Raw genomic sequence first — 16,170 nt, 5'->3', positions numbered from 1 at the left:
CCTCCGCATTCTGGGGGCGAGGATCCGGTCAGGATAGCCCGTTTGCCGCTAAGATAGTAAAGCGCTATGCAAACTGGAAGGGTGACAGAGTGGTTGATTGTGGCGCTCTCGAAAAGCGTTGTGGCCGCAAGGTCACCGTGGGTTCGAATCCCACCCCTTCCGTGTTCACGGCTCCTGCGTTACAGGCTCAACTGCATCCCCTCATCCAGCGCCTCTCGGAGGCGATTTTAGAGCTATGGGGATCCCACTTTGCCCTGGCCCCTTACGACCTGCCAGAGGATCTGGGCTACGTGGAGGGCCGCCTAGAGGGCGAGAAACTGCAGATTGAAAACCGCTGCTACCAGGGGGGGCCCTTTCGCAAGCTGCACCTGGAGCTGGCCCAGGCTGGCCAAAGCCTGGATATCCTCCACTGTGTTATGTTTCCACAGCCGCAGTACCCGCTGCCCCTGTTTGGCTGTGACATTGTGGCTGGTCGCGGCCAGGTGAGCGCCGCCATCGTCGATCTCTCACCGGTCACTCCCACTTTGCCGGATCCCTACATCCGGGAGCTGGAAGCTGTAGGAGCTCATTTAGCCCCTTTCCAACACCGGCGCCAGTTGCCACCTTGGGGCACGATTTTTTCCCCCTACTGCCTATTCATACGTCCTAGCGATGCAGCAGAGGCCGAGCGCTTTTTGCACTTTGCTTGCCGTTACCTGGAGATTCACTGCCACCTGGCGCAACAGATCTCCCCGCAGACGGATCCCCAGCAGATCCTGCTCCACTACCAAGGGCAGCAGCGCTACTGCAGCCAACAACAGCAGAACGACCGCACCCGCCGTGTTTTGGAAAAAGCCTTTGGCGCCGCCTGGGCTGAGCGTTACCTGAGCACCGTCCTTTTCGATTCGCCTCCCAATCCTGTGCAGATCTAGACGGGATCCCCCTGCAGCCGCTTCTGGATGTTCAGGGCCAATTTTTGCCTCAGGAATTCCGGCATGGTTAGAGTTGAGTCGGGACCTAGCAAGTAGAAAATAAAGCGCGCTCGGTTGCGGCGAAACATCAAATTGAGGTTAACAACGGTTAAATCCTCCTGCGCCAGGGCCCTCATCACCCGGTAAAACACGCCCAGTTGGTTGTCTACATCCACCAACAGCGTGGGCAGGTGAAACACTGGGTCAAAGTAAAAAGAAACCTGTACGTCTTTCAGGCTGGCTTTGAGATCGAACTCCAGCGCCAGGGTTTCGTGAACAGGAAACACCCCGGCCAGACACTCGTGAATGGCTCGCTCTAGGTTGAGCTTGGCTTGAGAGGAAAGGCTGTGGCCATCACGGGAGACCGTGAGGCGGATAAATACCAAGTGGGGCGAGTAGATCTGCCCGTAGAGATGGATGCCGTGCAGCGAAAGATTGAAGGCAGTCAGCACCCCAAATAGGTCGCTGAGCAGAGAAGGCCGGTTGCGATAGGCTAGACAAACCACCGTCTTGCCCCGCTCGTCCTGCATCTGCACCACTGCCCTACGGGTTTGATAAAGGGCATAGGCCAGACGCAAGTTTTGCACCTGGATCTCACTGCTAACAAACTGGCTGTAAAAAGGTGGAAAACTCTCGTTGAAGCGCCGCATCAGAGCGGTTCGGGTCAGCGGGATCGAGTTCTTGGCAGGGCCGACCCTGGGCAAAGGGGGAGCCTCAGCCCCACTTTCCCTAGCCATCTCGAGGGAGGGTGGAGTGTCTTGTTCTGCTGACTGCTCAGCTGCCATCTCTCTCACCCCTTCCGCTCGACAAAGCACAACCCGACTCCACTCACCCGCACGGAGCTTTAAGGGGAGGCAAAGCGCGCGTCCAATTAAACTCTATCTCACGGGATCAAGGAGGGCATCAAAAACCCCCCAGCAGGGGGAGCTGCAGGGCAGCGGGTGATCCTAAATTAGAACAAGAACTGGTTTGGCCAAGCCAACGGCATCCCTTTGGCAGCCTTTTTGTTTTCCCGTTCAAGAACTCCCGCCGTGAGCAGGACTGTTGCCGATCCCTCCTCGCGTTCCTCTGCCCAGGTGCCGGATCCGGGTGGAGCCTGGTGGGATCTCCACATCCTCGCCTCCCCTGTGCAGGAAGACCAGATCTTCTGGCGGCTGGAGAGCTTTGGCTGTCAGGGCATGGCCAGCCAGGCTTATGGCGAAGACCAAATTAGCATTCACGCCTATTTGCCCTGCTTCCGCGCCACTCTTTTGGACTTGGCGGCTCTGGCGCTGCGCCTGCGGCAAGATGCCCTCGTGGCCGGCCAGCCCCTTCCCAAGCTGCACTGGGAACGAATGGAAGCAGAGGATTGGAGCAACAGTTGGAAGCAACACTGGCGGCCTGAGCCAGTGGGAGAGAGGCTGCTCATCTGTCCAGCCTGGCTGGATCCACCCCCTCACCCTGGCCGTCTCCTGCTGCGGCTGGATCCGGGCATGGCCTTTGGCACAGGCACCCATCCGACCACCCAGCTTTGCCTGGAAGCCCTGGAGATGCGCCTAGGAGCGGGTACAGAGGGGGTGACGGTAGCCGATGTGGGCTGCGGTTCGGGCATTCTGTCGGTGGCGGCAGCCCTCTTAGGGGCCAAGCGGGTTTATGCTGTGGATGTTGACCCGCTGGCGGTGCAGGCAGCACTCCACAATCGCGACCTCAATGGCCTTACGGACCGGATCGAGGTGGCTCAGGGCAGTCTGGAACGCATTCCGGAGATGGTGGATGGACTGGTGTGCAACATTCTGACCGACGTGATCCTGGATATGATCCCGGGGTTTGGCCTAGTGGTGAAGAAAGGGGGCTGGCTTATCCTCAGCGGCATTCTCCTCGAGCAGGCCAGGTTGGTTACGGAGATGTTGGAGGCCAACGAGTGGTTGGTTGCAGCCCTTTGGCGACGGGGGGAGTGGTGCTGTCTGAACGCACGCGCTCTCTAAGTTCCCTGCCCCGCCTAGCTATCGACCCGGCCCAGCGGGACCCCACCGGTGGGATCTATTTAACCAGCCCGCAGCGGCACTACCTGCAGCGGGTGCACCGCCTTCGGGGGGGGGATCCCTTTTTGGTTTTGGACGGCTCCGGCAAGCTGTGGCTGGCCCATTGGCAGCCCCAGAAATGCCAAATTGTGGCTGAGGTAGAGGCCCCGCCGCGGGAATTGCCCGTTTACCTGCATCTGGGCTTAGCAGTGGTCAAGGGGCCGGGATTTGACGAGGTGTTTCGCCAGGTTACCGAGCTGGGGGTAGCGCGCATTACCCCTCTGCTGACGGAGCGCACCGTGGTGGAGCCGGGATCGGGGCGGCAGGAACGCTGGCAAAAAATTGTGCGGGAGGCAACAGAACAGTGTGAGCGGCTGCACTGGCCCCAAATTGACCTGCCTACTTCCTGGAGCCGCTGGCTGGCTGAGCTCAAGGCCAACTGGTGGGGCATAGCGGTTGCCCGCCAAAACGCCCCCCCGCTGCTGCAAGTCCTGCCGCCTCTAAGGGGTGCCGTCGTGGCGCTGGCTATTGGCCCAGAAGGTGGCTGGACAGAGACGGAGCGCCGCCAAGCGGAAGCCCACGGCGGAGTGCCTGTTTCTTTGGGCCCTACGATCCTGCGATCCACCACCGCGGCGGTGGCCGCTGCCAGCCAAGTTGCCGCTTTCTACGCTAGCTTGAGCCCTTGAGCCGAGGCTAGCTCTGCCCCCCGCCAGCAGGGCGATATTATGGCATTGACACGAACCCTTGCTTCCCAGGGCGGGGCTCTGGGTGAGAGGAACAGACATGGGAAAAATCCAGGCGGTGCGGGGTACCCGCGACATCCTGCCTCAGGAGGTAAGGCTGTGGCAGCAGGTGGAGGCCAGTGCCCGCGAGATCTTGGGGCGGGCTAACTACCAGGAGATCCGCACCCCCATTTTGGAGCTGACGGAGCTTTTTGCTCGCAGCATCGGCAGTGCCACCGACGTGGTGGGCAAGGAGATGTTCTCCTTTAGCACCCGCGGTGAGCAGGAGGTGAGCTTGCGTCCCGAGAACACTGCTGGTGTGGTGCGGGCCTACATCCAACACGGGCTGCAGATGGCGGGCGATGTGCAGCGCCTCTGGTACTGTGGGCCGATGTTTCGCTACGAGCGTCCCCAAGCGGGGCGGCAACGCCAGTTCCATCAGTTGGGGGTGGAGCTCCTGGGCAGCCGCGATCCCCGCGCCGATGCCGAGGTTATCGCTCTGGCCTGGGATCTGCTGCGGGCGGTGGGGGCGGAAAATCTCACTCTGCGGCTCAACTCCCTTGGGGATCCGCAGGACCGGCTGGCCTATCGCCAAGCCCTGGTGGACTACCTCACCCCCTTGAAGGAAGAGCTGGATCCGGACTCCCAGGAGCGCCTTGGCCGCAACCCCCTGCGCATCCTCGACAGCAAGGATCCCCACACCCGCGCCATTGTTGAGAAAGCGCCCAAGCTGCCCGATTACCTTAGCGCTGACTCACGCGCCTTCTTCGAGCAAGTGCAAGCTCATCTCAAAGCCCTAGACATTCCCTATGAGCTGGATCCCTACCTGGTGCGCGGCTTGGACTACTACACCCACACCGCCTTCGAGATCGTCTCGCCGGAATTGGGCTCCCAGAGCACCGTCTGCGGGGGCGGCCGCTACGACGGCCTAGTGGAAGAGCTGGGCGGACCGCCGACCCCGGCCGTAGGCTGGGCCATCGGCATGGAGCGGCTGGTGTTGCTGCTGCAAAAGAAGCAGCTAGAGGGGGTGGCCAGGCCGCTGGACGTCTACGTGATCTCCCGCGGAGCCAAGGCAGAGACCCAATCCCTTCAGGTTGCCCAGGCCCTGCGCCAAGCTGGTTTTTGCACCGAGCTGGATCTCAGCGGCAGCCCCTTTAGCAAGCAGTTCAAGCGGGCTAGCCGCAGCGGCGCCACTTGGGCTGTGGTCCTGGGAGATGCGGAAGCGGTGGCCGGCGAGGTGCAGCTGAAGCACTTGCCCACAGGACAGCAGCAAACCCTCCTGCAAGCTGAGCTGGTGAAGTATTTGCTCTCCCAGAGGTGACCGCGGAATGCTGAGTTTTTGGGTACGGCGCAACGGACAAGAAGAATGGCAGCCAGTACCAGCCGAAGGAGCCATTCTGGAGGAAGACACGTACACCGTCCTGGCCCATTGTCCCCAGCCCTACTTCACCATTACTGTGGAAGTTCGCCACCGCCCTTTGGCAGCAGAGGATGAACAAGCCCCAGCAGAGGCGAAGGCCTCGAAGGGAGAACTCTTGCAAACCCGTTCGGTGCGCACCAACGAGGAGGGGATCGCCATTATCTTGCCGGCCACTCGTCTTGCCCCTGGTTCCTGGGAACTGCACTGCCGCGATGCCGACTTGATAGCTGAGCTGTTTGGCGAGAAGGAGCTGAAGAATTGTCTGCGTTTCCAGGTCGTGCCTGCCCCGGCTCAGTCAGAACCAGCAGCCGCCTTGGTGGCCCAGCCAACAGAGCCCGAATCCGCTCCTCAGCCCAAAGAGCCTGCCCCCCCACCCGAGCTGTTTTCCCTCATGCACAGCGAACTGGAGGGATCCCCTGAGGAAGTACTGGTGTTGACGGGGCGAATTGGCTGCAGCGGCGAACTGCAGGTACGGCTTTGGCAGGAGGGGAGCCCGGATCCCCTTTTCCAAGGGCGACGGCAGATTCAACTCCCAGGACAGGCGCGAACGGCAGTGTTTAGCATTCCCCTCACCCTACCCAGTCAGCCGTGGGCTCGCCCTCTGCAGGGAGAAGTGTGCCTCGCTCCCTCCTCCTGGCAGCATCCAGAGCTGCTGAGAGTCCCCTTCTCTGTTCGTTGCCGCGGCCAGGGGGAAGGGCCACCCTCTTTGCCCCAGGAAGCAGAGCCACCCACCCCTGAGGCCAGCCCTGCCTCGACTACAACCTTGCTCTCCCCCGAGCGCACCCTGCAGAAGTTGTTGCGCATCTGGCAGCGCAGCGCCTCTGGGGGAAAAGAAGCTCCCGACCCGCTTCCGCCAGAAGAACTCCCAGCCTCCCCTGCCTCCCCAGCAGAGGCTGCAGCCAAAGCCAACGCCCAACCTGGGGTGGGGACTCTTCCAACTGAGCCGCCTGGCAAAGAGGCTGTCCTGCCAGCCCAAACCGAGATCCAGCCCACCTCACCTTCGGCTGTTACCGACCAAAACCCGGAAACCCTACCTTTGCCCCCAGGCGTGTGCCCAGCGCCCCAACTGCTGGTGCCCGAGCACCTGCGGGCAGGTGACAATTTTGACGTAGTGCTGCGTTTTCCCGCCTCGCTCAATTCTGCCAGTAGCTCGAGCGAGCAGCCTCCCTTGTGGATTAAGTTTTGGGTCAAGCATGGCCGCACCCGCTCTTTGGTGGATGGCCCTCGTTGGTTGCTGGACTTCTCCCGCAACGAGCAGGGGCAGTGGCAAGCCCTCACCCGCATGACCATCCCTCCCGGCGTCCCTGAGCTAATCTTTGAGGCTTGGGCCGTCAGCCCAGATCGCCAGCAGCAGAGCGACCGCGTGACGGAGCACCGCTCCATCTTGCCCTAGGTCAGTCTTGGACAGAGCGCACCATCAGCACTGGGCAGCCGATATGCACCCGCACGTAGTCGGAGACAGATCGTCCCAAGAGCCGATCCAAGTCGGGGATGCTGCGGGCAATGCTGGGCCGGCGATCTGGGGATCCCATCACCAGCAGGTCGGCCTTGCTTTCTTCTGCCAGCCGGACAATCTCAGTGCCGGGATCCCCGACCGCCGTGAACACCCGATGGCTGATTTGGCGGCTTTTGAGAGTGGCAATGGCTTTATCCAGAACCTCGTCCCGCGCTTGGGCATCGGCATCCAGTTGCACAGAGGCTAGGAAAATCTGGGCTCCCGGGATGCCGGCCACTAGATCCAGGGCCGTGGCAAAGGCGGCCTGGGCGGCGGGGGAGTTGTTGAGGGCCACCATGACGTGGCTGGGGTATTTGACGTAGGCGTCGTCCTTGACCAGCAGCATGGGGCAGGAGGCAAGCTGGAACACGTATTGGCTCACCGAGTTCTGCAAAATGGCCATGATGCGGTTGCGCCCCCGCGATCCCATGACAATCAGGGGATTGGGTAGAGATTCAGCCACCTGCAGCACCACCACCTTGGGATCCCCTTCCACCAGTTGGGTGCTGATCTTCAGCCCAGGTCGCGGGGGAAAGGTCTGCAGCGTCTGGGCCAATAGCTCCTGCCCCCTTTGCCAGGCAGCCCGCATCTCCTCGGCAGAAGTCTGGGAAGGCACCGCATGCAGCAGCGTCACGTGGCACTGGGCAAAGGCCGGCAAGGACAGGAGAGTATGCACCATCTGCTCGGTGGGGCCAGTGCCGTCGATGGCGGCAATGATGTTTTCAAAGCGAGGCATGGGATCCGTTCTCCTGGCCAACAGCTGCCAAGACTCATCCTAGATCTGGCGCTGCGGATCCCTGTTACCGAGGCGGATATCCCGCAACATTTTGTTGGGTTTTAGTAACTCAGCCACACATAGCCAGTGAAGCCGCCGCCGGCATTGGTGTTGCGACCAGTCAAGAATTGAAACCCTCCTAGGCCCAGCGTTAACCCTCCCTCCAACCGCCAGTTGAGCTGGCCGGAAAGCTTGAGGCTATCGTAGTCGGGATCCTGCACTGCCACATCTCCAAAGAGCAAAGGGGCGCCGTTGCCGAGGGTAAAGTCGCCATCCAGAGCCACAATGGCCTGCACCTCAGGGCTGAGATCCGCTCCAAAGGTCAAGTTGGCTTTGAGGCGGTCGCCCGGATAGCCCAGGTAATCCCGAAACGTAAGACAAGAGTCGAAAAAGGCGGGCAGGGATCCCAGCTCGACATTGGCTGCCGCTCCTAAGCTGAAGTCGTAGCCAAAGACTCCGTACCCCAAGGGCAGGGGGGTATTTTCGGTGGCGTATCCAGGCGGGATGAGGGCTGTCAACTGAGCTGAGAAAAAGGGATCCCCCTCTCCCCAAGTATGGCGCAGGCCCAGTTCCAGATCCCGCAGGCCCTGGTTGCGCTGGGTTACAAGCTGGTCGCCGCTAGCAAAGCGATTTTCCAAAAAAACATAGCTGGTGTTGAGATTGAGGGTGAGTTGATCGCTAAGGCCAGTTTCAGTAAACAGGTTAAGGCGGGTCTCGCCGTACTCGGAAAGGGCCTGCTGCAGGCGTCCTCCCTGGTCAAAGCGGGTGCGGGGTTGGTAGACCTCGGGCTGCAGCGAGAAAAACGTCTTCCCTTCTCCGCGAGGAAAGCCACAGCCTGCCCAGGCTGGCAGCTCCAGACCCAAGACAAGGCTTAGGCCCGGCAGCCAGCTTCTTGCTATGGCAAAAGGCTTCATCTGGGGATCCCCAACAACAGCGCCGCCAAGGGGGATTGTATCTGCCAAAGGCCGTTTTGGGTCCTCGTCTCCACGGCTACACCCTCCTGGCAACAGCCGGCAAACCTACCCGGGCCCGGAATTGCCGCGCTGCTGTCAGCGCCCCATAGGGATCCCCCTTGTAGAGGCCGTAGTGCATGAGAGACATGCGCCGCAGCCCCAGTTGCGACACCTCTTGCAGCCACTCCCGCCGGCTCATGATGGCAAAGTCCACCTGGACCGTGTCGGCCCGACCGCCGTTGGGGTGTTTCTCCTTAATCGAGGGCTCGTAGTGAGCCAGCATCAAGTTGCGGTGGATGGGGGCAAAGAGATGGCAACAGAGGCGGATCTGCTCCGGGTTACCGGGATCCGGGCCGTTCAGCTCTGGGTTAAACTCCCCTGGCCGCCGCTGGCGCATGGACTGGAAGGCGATCCCGTCCATCTGGATCATCGTCTCGGCAAAAGGCTCCACCATGCTGCGCCCCGACCCGCGCTGGGGATCGTCGAAGGTGGCAATCCACCCGCCCCAACAGAGGGCCACTTCGGCCTCTGGCAAACGCTCCTTGATGGCCTGGCGAGCTCTTAGGACGTTGCGCATGAGAGCCTGGTAGTAGGGGGCAGTGTCGGCGTTGTAGGTATCGGCAGGAATGCGCCAGTAGGAGAACTCGGTGGCCAAGCTCCAGTAAGTGGGGCGGCCTTGGGGGTTGGCTTGGGCAATATACCCCGCCAGCTCGGCTATGTCTTGGATAAACTGCTGGGAGATGTGGTAGTCGCCGCAGGGGCGGTGGGTGTCGTCTTCCCAGGTGATGATGTGGAGGGTATAGCCCCGCTCAAACCACTGCCGCAAAAGCCCGGCCTGGTGCCAGTTGCGCCAAAAGGAGAGATCCCCCTGGCGGTGATCAAAGCTGTTGAGCCAGCCACTCAAGAAATGGGGATCCCACCCCTGCGCCACCGCCGCCACCTGAGGATCCGACTCAATCTCCCAGAGAAAGCGACCGGGATCTGCCCCGATGCCCACTTCCCAGCGGGCCAGCAGCTTTGACAAGTTCAGGTTCCCAAGGGCAACGTTTTCGGAGCCTTGACCACAGCCGGCAACCCCATAGGCAGCCAGCAGCGCTCCGCCCATCTGCAGCACCTGTCGCCTCGGCCATCGTCGTCTCCAGCTCATTCCATCTCCTCCTCAAGCTTTACCTGGCGAGCCCACAGCCGCACCTGTGGGGAGCTGTAGACCTCCCTGAAGCCCGGCAGCCCCTCAAAATTGAGCTCAGGCCAAAATTGCAGGATGCGATCGGCGCTCCGCAAGGGATCCGCCGGCCCCGCTACCAAGAGGTAGTCCACCTGCTCCTGGGGGTGCTGCAAAGCCAGGGCAAACTCGTACTGGTGAGGGGTGAGAAACAGGCGCGGGTCTCTTGCCCAAAAGATAGCCTCAAAGTGGATGTCGTCGTCCACCAGCACTTTTCGCCCGGGCAACAGGTGGCGATAGAGATACTGCCCAACCTGGCGCTTTTCCTGGCGCTGTCTTCGCCATGTTTCTAGAGCTTGCCCGCTAGGAGTTACTTCGTACAGGTCTTGGGCAGCTTCCAACTGGGGGCTTATGGGTGCTACCTCTGCCACCAGTCGCTCCCAGAGATCCCGCTCCTCGGCCACCAGGGGCATGAGGAAACCCGGCTCTTGGCTTAGCCCATAGCCGGCAGTCAAGCAGTTCAGCCCCAAGAGAGCAGTGATCAACAAGCACTTAGCCCAACGGGGACCAGCTCCACGAGCGAGGTAGGCGCTCATCCCAAGAGGCAAGAGTGCCCAGAAAACAGCAAAACGGCATAGCTCTGGCAGAAACAGCCCTTGCCCCAGAGAAGCTAAGAGGATCACCAGCGGCATCCCCCAGATCAAGATCCAGACGCAGCGGCCCGAACCGTGACCCAACAGGGATCCCAGCCCCAACAGCAGATAGGCAGGGGCCAGCACCGCCAGCCATTTCCCAGCCTCCAGCACCCCCCGCCAGCCACCTACCTGCTGTAAGTCTTCCCGCAACTGGGGCAGCCGCAGGCCACTGCCCACCTGAAAGGTAAAGGCCCAGGGATCCCCCACCGACAGCCAGTTGACGTACAGCCAGCTCAGGATCAAGGCCAGACTGACAAAGCCTGCCACCAAAAGCGAAGTCCAGCGAAACCCCCAGGATTCGCGGCGAAAAGCCAATAGCAGCGCTATCGCCAGCCAGGGCAGCAGCCAGCTACTTTCCCAGCGCAGCACCATCAGGGGCCCCAAGGTCAGGCCAATGAGCAGCAGCCGCAGCGTAACGGGCAGCTCATCCTTCTCCACTGCTTGTTTCTCATCGGCCAGGGGAAACAACAAGGCCATGTTCACCCCCAGCAAAAGCGAGGTGGCCGTCCAGGCGGGGCTACGCAGCAGCATCAGGATCAAAGCCGGCTGCAGCAGCAGCAACAAGCCCCACAGCCAGCGCCACCCCAGGCCGGCGGGCAGACGGCGCAACTGTTGCCCCATCCAGCCCAACAACAGGGCTCCCAAAATGGCCTGCAGCAACAGCGGCGATCGCCCCAAAATGGCCGTGGCCAGCACCAGGGAGGGGGGGAAAGTGGTGCCGACAATGGGCAGGCGCGGATCCGGCCCCAGGGCGGCTACGGATCCCTTGTAGCCAAGAAACTGCATCTCCAGGCTTACCCAGCCCCAGCCTTCCTTGAGCCCCCACAAAAGGCCAGCTAGGAGCAGCAACGGGATCCCGATGGGCGCAAAGAGCCTCCAGAAGGCTTTAAGCTGAGTTGCAAACATAGATGCTTCGTAAACAAATTCAACTACTAAACTTAACAATTGAGCTGGGAGACTCGGATCCTCTAGGGAATCCCAAAAGCGACTGGATACCAACAAGCTTCAGAAAAACCATTGGGTGATGGGTGGGTGTTTTTGGGGATCCCTGCAGAGCCGTATTTTCGAGGCGTTTCTTCTACGCATTTTGGCGTATTGGGTTCAGCAAAATGGTCGATGAAAAGTTGGTGGGCTGCAGGTGAAGATAGGAAGGTCTTTGAAGGGGAACAGGGTGTGACCTCAATGCTACAGTCTGCGCGGGACAGGGACAACGCGGCAATTCCAACGCTGGAGCTTTTGCCCTCCCAGGCAGAAATCCGACCCTGGGGAGCCTTCTGGGTCTTGGATGAGGGGCCGATGTATAAGATCAAGCGCATCGAAGTCAAGCCTGGCCATCGACTCAGCCTGCAGATGCACTACCACCGCAGCGAGCACTGGATTGTGGTGCGGGGTACGGCGCGGGTCACGCGGGGCGAAGAGGTGATGCTACTCAACTCCAACGAATCCACCTACATTCCCCCCTGCACCAAGCACCGCCTGGAAAACCCTGGCACTACCCCTTTGGTCGTCATCGAGGTGCAAAACGGGGAATATTTGGGAGAGGACGATATTGTACGCTTCGAGGACGACTACGCTCGCTCATAGGGTAGGCCCAAGACAAGAAAGCTCTCTTGTGACCGGCTAATATGAAGCCTGGACGGCTGCTCCCACCTTTTAGCGCTAGGCTTTGTCTGTGCAGGTCTAGGGATCCAAACAAAAAGGTGAGCCAGAAGAGAAAACAATGGGCGCTGCTCGTTGCCAGTTTGCTGTGCTGCGTGCCGGTAGAGGCAGTACAGGCAGAGCTCCTTTCTTTCCAAAGGCTAGGCTACGAGCGCTCGGTGCTGCTGCAGGGATCCAACCCGCGCCTGGATGTTACTGTCCCTGCCCCCCTCAACGGCCTTGACCCCGAGGCCAGCTTTGTGCAGTTGCGCCTGACTCCCTCGCCGGTGTTGAAACCTACGTCCACGGTGCGGGTGCTGATCAATGACGAGCTGGCGGGTACCTTCCTGGTGCGAGATTTGCGGCAAGAGCCAGTGGTGCGGGTGCCGATCCCAGATCTGCCCCCTGGTGAGCGCTTTATTACTGTCTCCGTCCAGCCTTTTTTGAGCATCAGCGATGACATCTGCGCCGATCTCAACACCGGCAATCTGTTGCTGACGGTGGGGCGGGATAGTTTCTTTGAGTTGGTGCCCCGCGTTCCGGATACCACGGTGGCTGGCTTTCTGCGCCTGGTATACCCTCAGCTTACTCTGGTGGTGCCAGCCAACCTTACTCCTGAAGCCGCAGAAGCGGCCCTTTGGCTCTATAGCTTGCTTTCCCACCTCTTTCCCCAGACCCCTATTCTCTGGAGCAACCGCCCGGTTGCAGGAGCTCAGGTTACCCTAGAACCGGCCAACTTCACCCCCCACCTGCAGCATGAAATTACCCCCGAGGGATCCCGCCTGCGAGTGGCCGCCCGCCGGGAAGCTATTCTTGCTCTCTATGAAGAATGGAAGCGGGCAGGTCTGGTGAGCCGAGGGATCCAGGTGGTAGCAGTATCCGATTTGGAGAAGGCTCTCAGGGCCAACCGCCTCAGCTTCCGTGAGCTGGGGATTGTGGATCCCCTGCTGCGGGGGTTTGGCAGCCAGTCGCTGGTGTTCAACTTCAACCTATCTCAACTGGGGGGGCGCCCGCGGGATCTGGCGGCGCAACTAGACGTCATTATGAACCCGGTGGATGGCCGAGTGGGGGATCGCCTGACGGGCTACGTGTTCTTGAATGGCGTTCTGCTGCGCACCTACAACCTAACCGGGCGCACCCAGCTCAACGAGACCGTTACCCTACCCACCCGCCTGTTGCGCCGCTTTAATCAACTGGAGCTCCGCTTTGACTATGGGGCCAGCCCAGGCAATTGTCGAGGATCCCTGACACCGCTAACAGTCCAGGTGCGCTCGGATAGCTCTGGCCTTCTCTGGAGTGGCTACCAAGCTCCCACTGGGGAGCTGCAAGAGATTCCAGCAGTGCTGCGGGGATCGGGCCAAGTGTGGCTGGGGGATCCGCAGTTGCTGCCGGCTGCTGCCTATTTGGTTGGGGCCCTGAGCCGGCTGGCCGCCCGACCGCTTTTGCCCGCCGTGAAGTTTCTGCCCAAAGAGGGAGGCAAACTGGAGAGCGGAAACTTCGCTTGGCAAATCCTGGTAGCCGCCCCAGAGCAGGTGGATCTAAATAGCCCCATCCGGCTGGGATCCCAGTTTGAGATCCTCAATCCCTTAAACCAGCAGGTGGCCCTGGCTGCTCAACCACAAGAAAACCTTGGCCTGCTGCAGTACTTTTTGGTTCAGGGCAAGCCCACCCTGTGGCTGTCTTGGTGGGGATCCGATCCAGCTTTGGCAGAGCGCCTCAGCCGTGGCCTTGCCGATCCGCGCACCCGCCTGGCCAACCAGCTACAGGGAAACGTGCTCACCGCCTACGCTGCCACCCCCCAGCTCACCCAGGTACAGAGCTGGGATCTCACTCCTCAAGGCTATCGAGTGCGCTACCCCGGTCGCTTCAGTTGGCAGCTCCTGTTGTGGCAGTACCGCTACTGGCTGGTGCTAGTGCTGGCTCTCCTGCTGGCAGTAGGGGCCTGGAATACCTACCAACGCTTGGCCCGCCGCCCCGAATCCCCGACCCTCTCCTAGGGGGGCCAGTCATCGACTTCTGCTTGAGCCAGACTGAAGCCAAACCCAAACTTCGAGGCCATGCTGCAGTCGATTAAGTCCTGGCTGGTGCAGACAGGCTACCTCACCCGGCAGCAACTGGCGGAAGCCGAGGAGTACCGCGAAGCAGTGGGCTGCTCCTTGCCCAGGGCTCTTTGGAGCTTGCGGGCCATGCACCCCCGTCAGTTTGCTCGCCTCTGCTGTCAGATCTTGGATCGGCCCAAGCTGAGGAGCTGGTTGCTCGAGCATCCCCTCGACCTAGAGCTGCCTTGGCTGATCGAGCCTATCGATCTGGTGCCGGTGCGCTTTTTGCCCTGTGGCTGGCTCAACCCGCAAACCGTTGTCGTGGCCACTGAAGAGCCGGGCTACCCCGGCGTTTGGCAGGCTGTGAAACGCCTGTGCCCGGAAGCAGAAAAACTCTGGGAGATCCCGGCCACTGAAAAGCAGATCCTGACAGTTATCCTCGAACGCAAGCTGGCCGCCGATCTGCTGGGCAGCCGTCTTACCTTAGAGCAGTGGCAGCAGGCTTTGGACATCCGCCGCCGCACTGGATCCAACCTGGGGCAAGTGCTGACCCGGCTGAGCTACCTCTCCACCCCCGAGTATCTCAGCATCCTAGCCCATTTGCTGGGCTATCCTTCCGTCTCGGAGCTGATGGGGACAGGGCTGCTTTACCGCGACGAGAGCTTGAGCCGCCAGTTCGAGCCCGAGCTGATGATGCGCCACCTCTTCTACCCCTTGAACTGGACGGATGAGAACACCCTCACCGTGATGGTCAATGACCCACTGGACTGGGCGGTGGATGAGCTGCTCTACAGTTGGCGGCCAGGCTTGCGTATTGAAAAAGTTCTGGGCACCGAGCAGGATATCACGCAGCTTCTCAGCCAAGACCAGGGATCCCGCTTCAGCCAAGAGGCAGTCTACAAGCTGCTGACCCGTCTGCCGGAGGAATCGGCCTCGCGGGTGTTTACCCCCTCCCAAATTGCGGTAGGCTACGGCCTGCTGGTGCTGCTGCTGTGGGGGTTGGCCAGTGCTCCTTGGACAACCCTGACGATTTTGGTGTTGTTGGTCAATCTCTTCTATGTAGCCTCGATCTTCTTTAAGTTCGTGCTCAGCCTGGTGGGATCCGCCGATCGCTTCCACCAGATCTCCGATGAGGAAGTGGCTGCCCTCGATGACCGCACTTTGCCCATCTACACTATCCTGGTGCCGGTCTACAAAGAGCCAGAAGTCATCCCGATTCTCATCAACTCCCTCTCCAAGCTGGACTACCCCCACGAGCGCTTGGATGTGATTATCTTACTGGAGGAAAACGACCAGGCCACCATCGAAGCCGCTCGGGCCGCCAAGCCCCCCCGCTACGTGCGCCTACTCATCGTGCCAGATAGCAAGCCCAAGACCAAGCCCAAAGCCTGCAACTATGGCCTAGCCTTTGCCCGCGGCGAATACCTCACCATCTACGACGCTGAGGATATCCCCGACCCCGACCAACTCAAAAAAGCGATCATCGCCTTCAAAAAAGGGGATCCCAGCTTGGTCTGCGTCCAGGCTGCTCTCAATTACTTCAACCGCAACGAGAACTTCCTCACCCGCATGTTTACCCTGGAGTATTCCTATTGGTTTGACTACCTCCTGCCAGGCTTGGAAACTCTGAAAATGCCCATCCCCCTGGGAGGCACGAGCAACCATTTCCGCACCGACCGCCTGCGGGAATTGCAGGGATGGGATCCCTTTAACGTTACCGAAGACGCCGATCTAGGCATCCGCGCCAGCCAGCACGGCTACACGGTAGGGGTGATCAACTCCACCACCTACGAAGAGGCCAATTGCGACCTCAAAAACTGGATCCGGCAGCGCTCTCGCTGGATCAAGGGCTACATGCAGACTTGGCTAGTCCACAACCGCCACCCCCTGCGCTCGTTGCGCAAACTGGGCCTCAAAAACTGGCTGGCCTACCAATTTTTCATCGGGGGCAGCTTCTTCACCTTCCTCACCAGCCCCATTATGTGGCTGCTCTTTTTCTACTGGCTGCTCACCCGTGCTCATTGGCTGCAAAACATTTTCCCGAGTTGGCTGATCTACCTAGGCTTGTTCAATCTCCTGGTAGGAAATGCCATCGGGATCTACTTGAACTTGGTGGCTGTCTTCCGACGCGGCTACTACGATCTGGCCTTCTATGCCCTGCTCAACCCCATCTATTGGCAGCTCCACTCCATCGCAGCCTATATGGCCCTGTGGCAGCTTTTTACCAAGCCCTTCTACTGGGAGAAGACCGTCCATGGCATAAGCAAGTTTACCCACGCCAAAGTGCAAGAAGCCACCCAGAAAGCAGGCTAGGCTGCTGA

General features: G+C 60.4%; 13 protein-coding genes and 1 tRNA gene. 9 read left to right on the top strand and 5 right to left on the bottom strand.

Annotation, left to right across the window (positions count from 1 at the left end):
• The first annotated feature begins 75 nt into the window (after positions 1-75).
• Positions 76-162: transfer RNA gene (locus NW833_RS00615), tRNA-Ser, on the top strand.
• Complete coding sequence (locus NW833_RS00610) at positions 162-911, top strand: phycocyanobilin:ferredoxin oxidoreductase (protein ID WP_414411206.1); 750 nt, start codon at positions 162-164, stop codon at positions 909-911. Before NW833_RS00615 ends, NW833_RS00610 begins: the two co-directional genes overlap by 1 nt.
• Here the strand turns inward: NW833_RS00610 and NW833_RS00605 are convergent.
• Positions 908-1,654: a hypothetical protein gene (locus NW833_RS00605; protein WP_414411205.1), complete on the bottom strand. Its 747-nt coding sequence runs from the start codon at positions 1,652-1,654 to the stop codon at positions 908-910. The genes NW833_RS00610 and NW833_RS00605 overlap by 4 nt on opposite strands.
• A 372-nt stretch (positions 1,655-2,026) precedes the next feature.
• On the opposite strand from NW833_RS00605, the gene prmA reads away from it, so the two are divergent.
• The 4 genes from prmA to NW833_RS00585 all read left to right on the top strand — a co-directional run bounded on the left by prmA (position 2,027) and on the right by NW833_RS00585 (position 6,485).
• Positions 2,027-2,914, top strand: coding sequence for a 50S ribosomal protein L11 methyltransferase (prmA, locus tag NW833_RS00600; RefSeq protein WP_414410518.1), 888 nt, complete (start codon positions 2,027-2,029; stop codon positions 2,912-2,914).
• Positions 2,887-3,636, top strand: a complete 750-nt coding sequence (locus NW833_RS00595; protein WP_414393614.1) for a 16S rRNA (uracil(1498)-N(3))-methyltransferase — start codon at positions 2,887-2,889, stop codon at positions 3,634-3,636. The genes prmA and NW833_RS00595 overlap by 28 nt, the downstream gene beginning before the upstream one ends.
• A 97-nt stretch (positions 3,637-3,733) precedes the next feature.
• Complete coding sequence (gene hisS, locus NW833_RS00590; RefSeq protein ID WP_414411204.1) at positions 3,734-4,993, top strand: histidine--tRNA ligase; 1,260 nt, start codon at positions 3,734-3,736, stop codon at positions 4,991-4,993.
• A gap of 7 nt (positions 4,994-5,000) precedes the next feature.
• A complete protein-coding gene (locus NW833_RS00585; protein WP_414411203.1) occupies positions 5,001-6,485 on the top strand; it encodes a hypothetical protein in 1,485 nt (494 codons plus the stop codon).
• 1 nt (position 6,486) lies between these two features.
• On the opposite strand, the gene NW833_RS00580 is transcribed toward NW833_RS00585, so the two are convergent.
• The 4 genes from NW833_RS00580 to NW833_RS00565 form a co-directional block, all read right to left on the bottom strand.
• Positions 6,487-7,323 carry a universal stress protein gene (locus NW833_RS00580; protein WP_414393609.1) on the bottom strand — a complete coding sequence of 279 codons (837 nt, stop codon included), beginning with the start codon at positions 7,321-7,323 and terminating at the stop codon, positions 6,487-6,489.
• 101 nt (positions 7,324-7,424) lie between these two features.
• Complete coding sequence (locus NW833_RS00575; RefSeq protein ID WP_414411202.1) at positions 7,425-8,324, bottom strand: hypothetical protein; 900 nt, start codon at positions 8,322-8,324, stop codon at positions 7,425-7,427.
• A gap of 28 nt (positions 8,325-8,352) precedes the next feature.
• Positions 8,353-9,462 (bottom strand): hypothetical protein, encoded by a 1,110-nt coding sequence (locus NW833_RS00570; protein WP_414393605.1) that lies wholly within the window; start codon positions 9,460-9,462, stop codon positions 8,353-8,355.
• Entirely contained in the window at positions 9,459-11,078 is a 1,620-nt protein-coding gene (locus NW833_RS00565; protein WP_414411201.1) for a hypothetical protein, read from the bottom strand. Before NW833_RS00565 ends, NW833_RS00570 begins: the two co-directional genes overlap by 4 nt.
• Before the next feature lie 276 nt (positions 11,079-11,354).
• Here NW833_RS00565 and NW833_RS00560 point away from each other — a divergent pair, with 276 nt between their 5' ends.
• From NW833_RS00560 to NW833_RS00550, 3 genes are all read left to right on the top strand, one after another.
• A complete protein-coding gene (locus tag NW833_RS00560) occupies positions 11,355-11,756 on the top strand; it encodes a cupin domain-containing protein (protein ID WP_414411200.1) in 402 nt (133 codons plus the stop codon).
• A 116-nt stretch (positions 11,757-11,872) separates the two neighbouring features.
• Positions 11,873-13,807, top strand: coding sequence for a cellulose biosynthesis cyclic di-GMP-binding regulatory protein BcsB (locus NW833_RS00555; RefSeq protein ID WP_414411199.1), 1,935 nt, complete (start codon positions 11,873-11,875; stop codon positions 13,805-13,807).
• A 60-nt stretch (positions 13,808-13,867) separates the two neighbouring features.
• Positions 13,868-16,162 carry a glycosyltransferase family 2 protein gene (locus tag NW833_RS00550; RefSeq protein WP_414411198.1) on the top strand — a complete coding sequence of 765 codons (2,295 nt, stop codon included), beginning with the start codon at positions 13,868-13,870 and terminating at the stop codon, positions 16,160-16,162.
• Positions 16,163-16,170 lie beyond the last annotated feature (8 nt).

It is taken from the genome of Synechococcus sp. O70.1, assembly GCF_047462215.1.
Taxonomy (GTDB): Bacteria; Cyanobacteriota; Cyanobacteriia; order Thermostichales; family Thermostichaceae; genus Thermostichus.
This window is presented reverse-complemented; position numbering and strand designations above follow the sequence as displayed.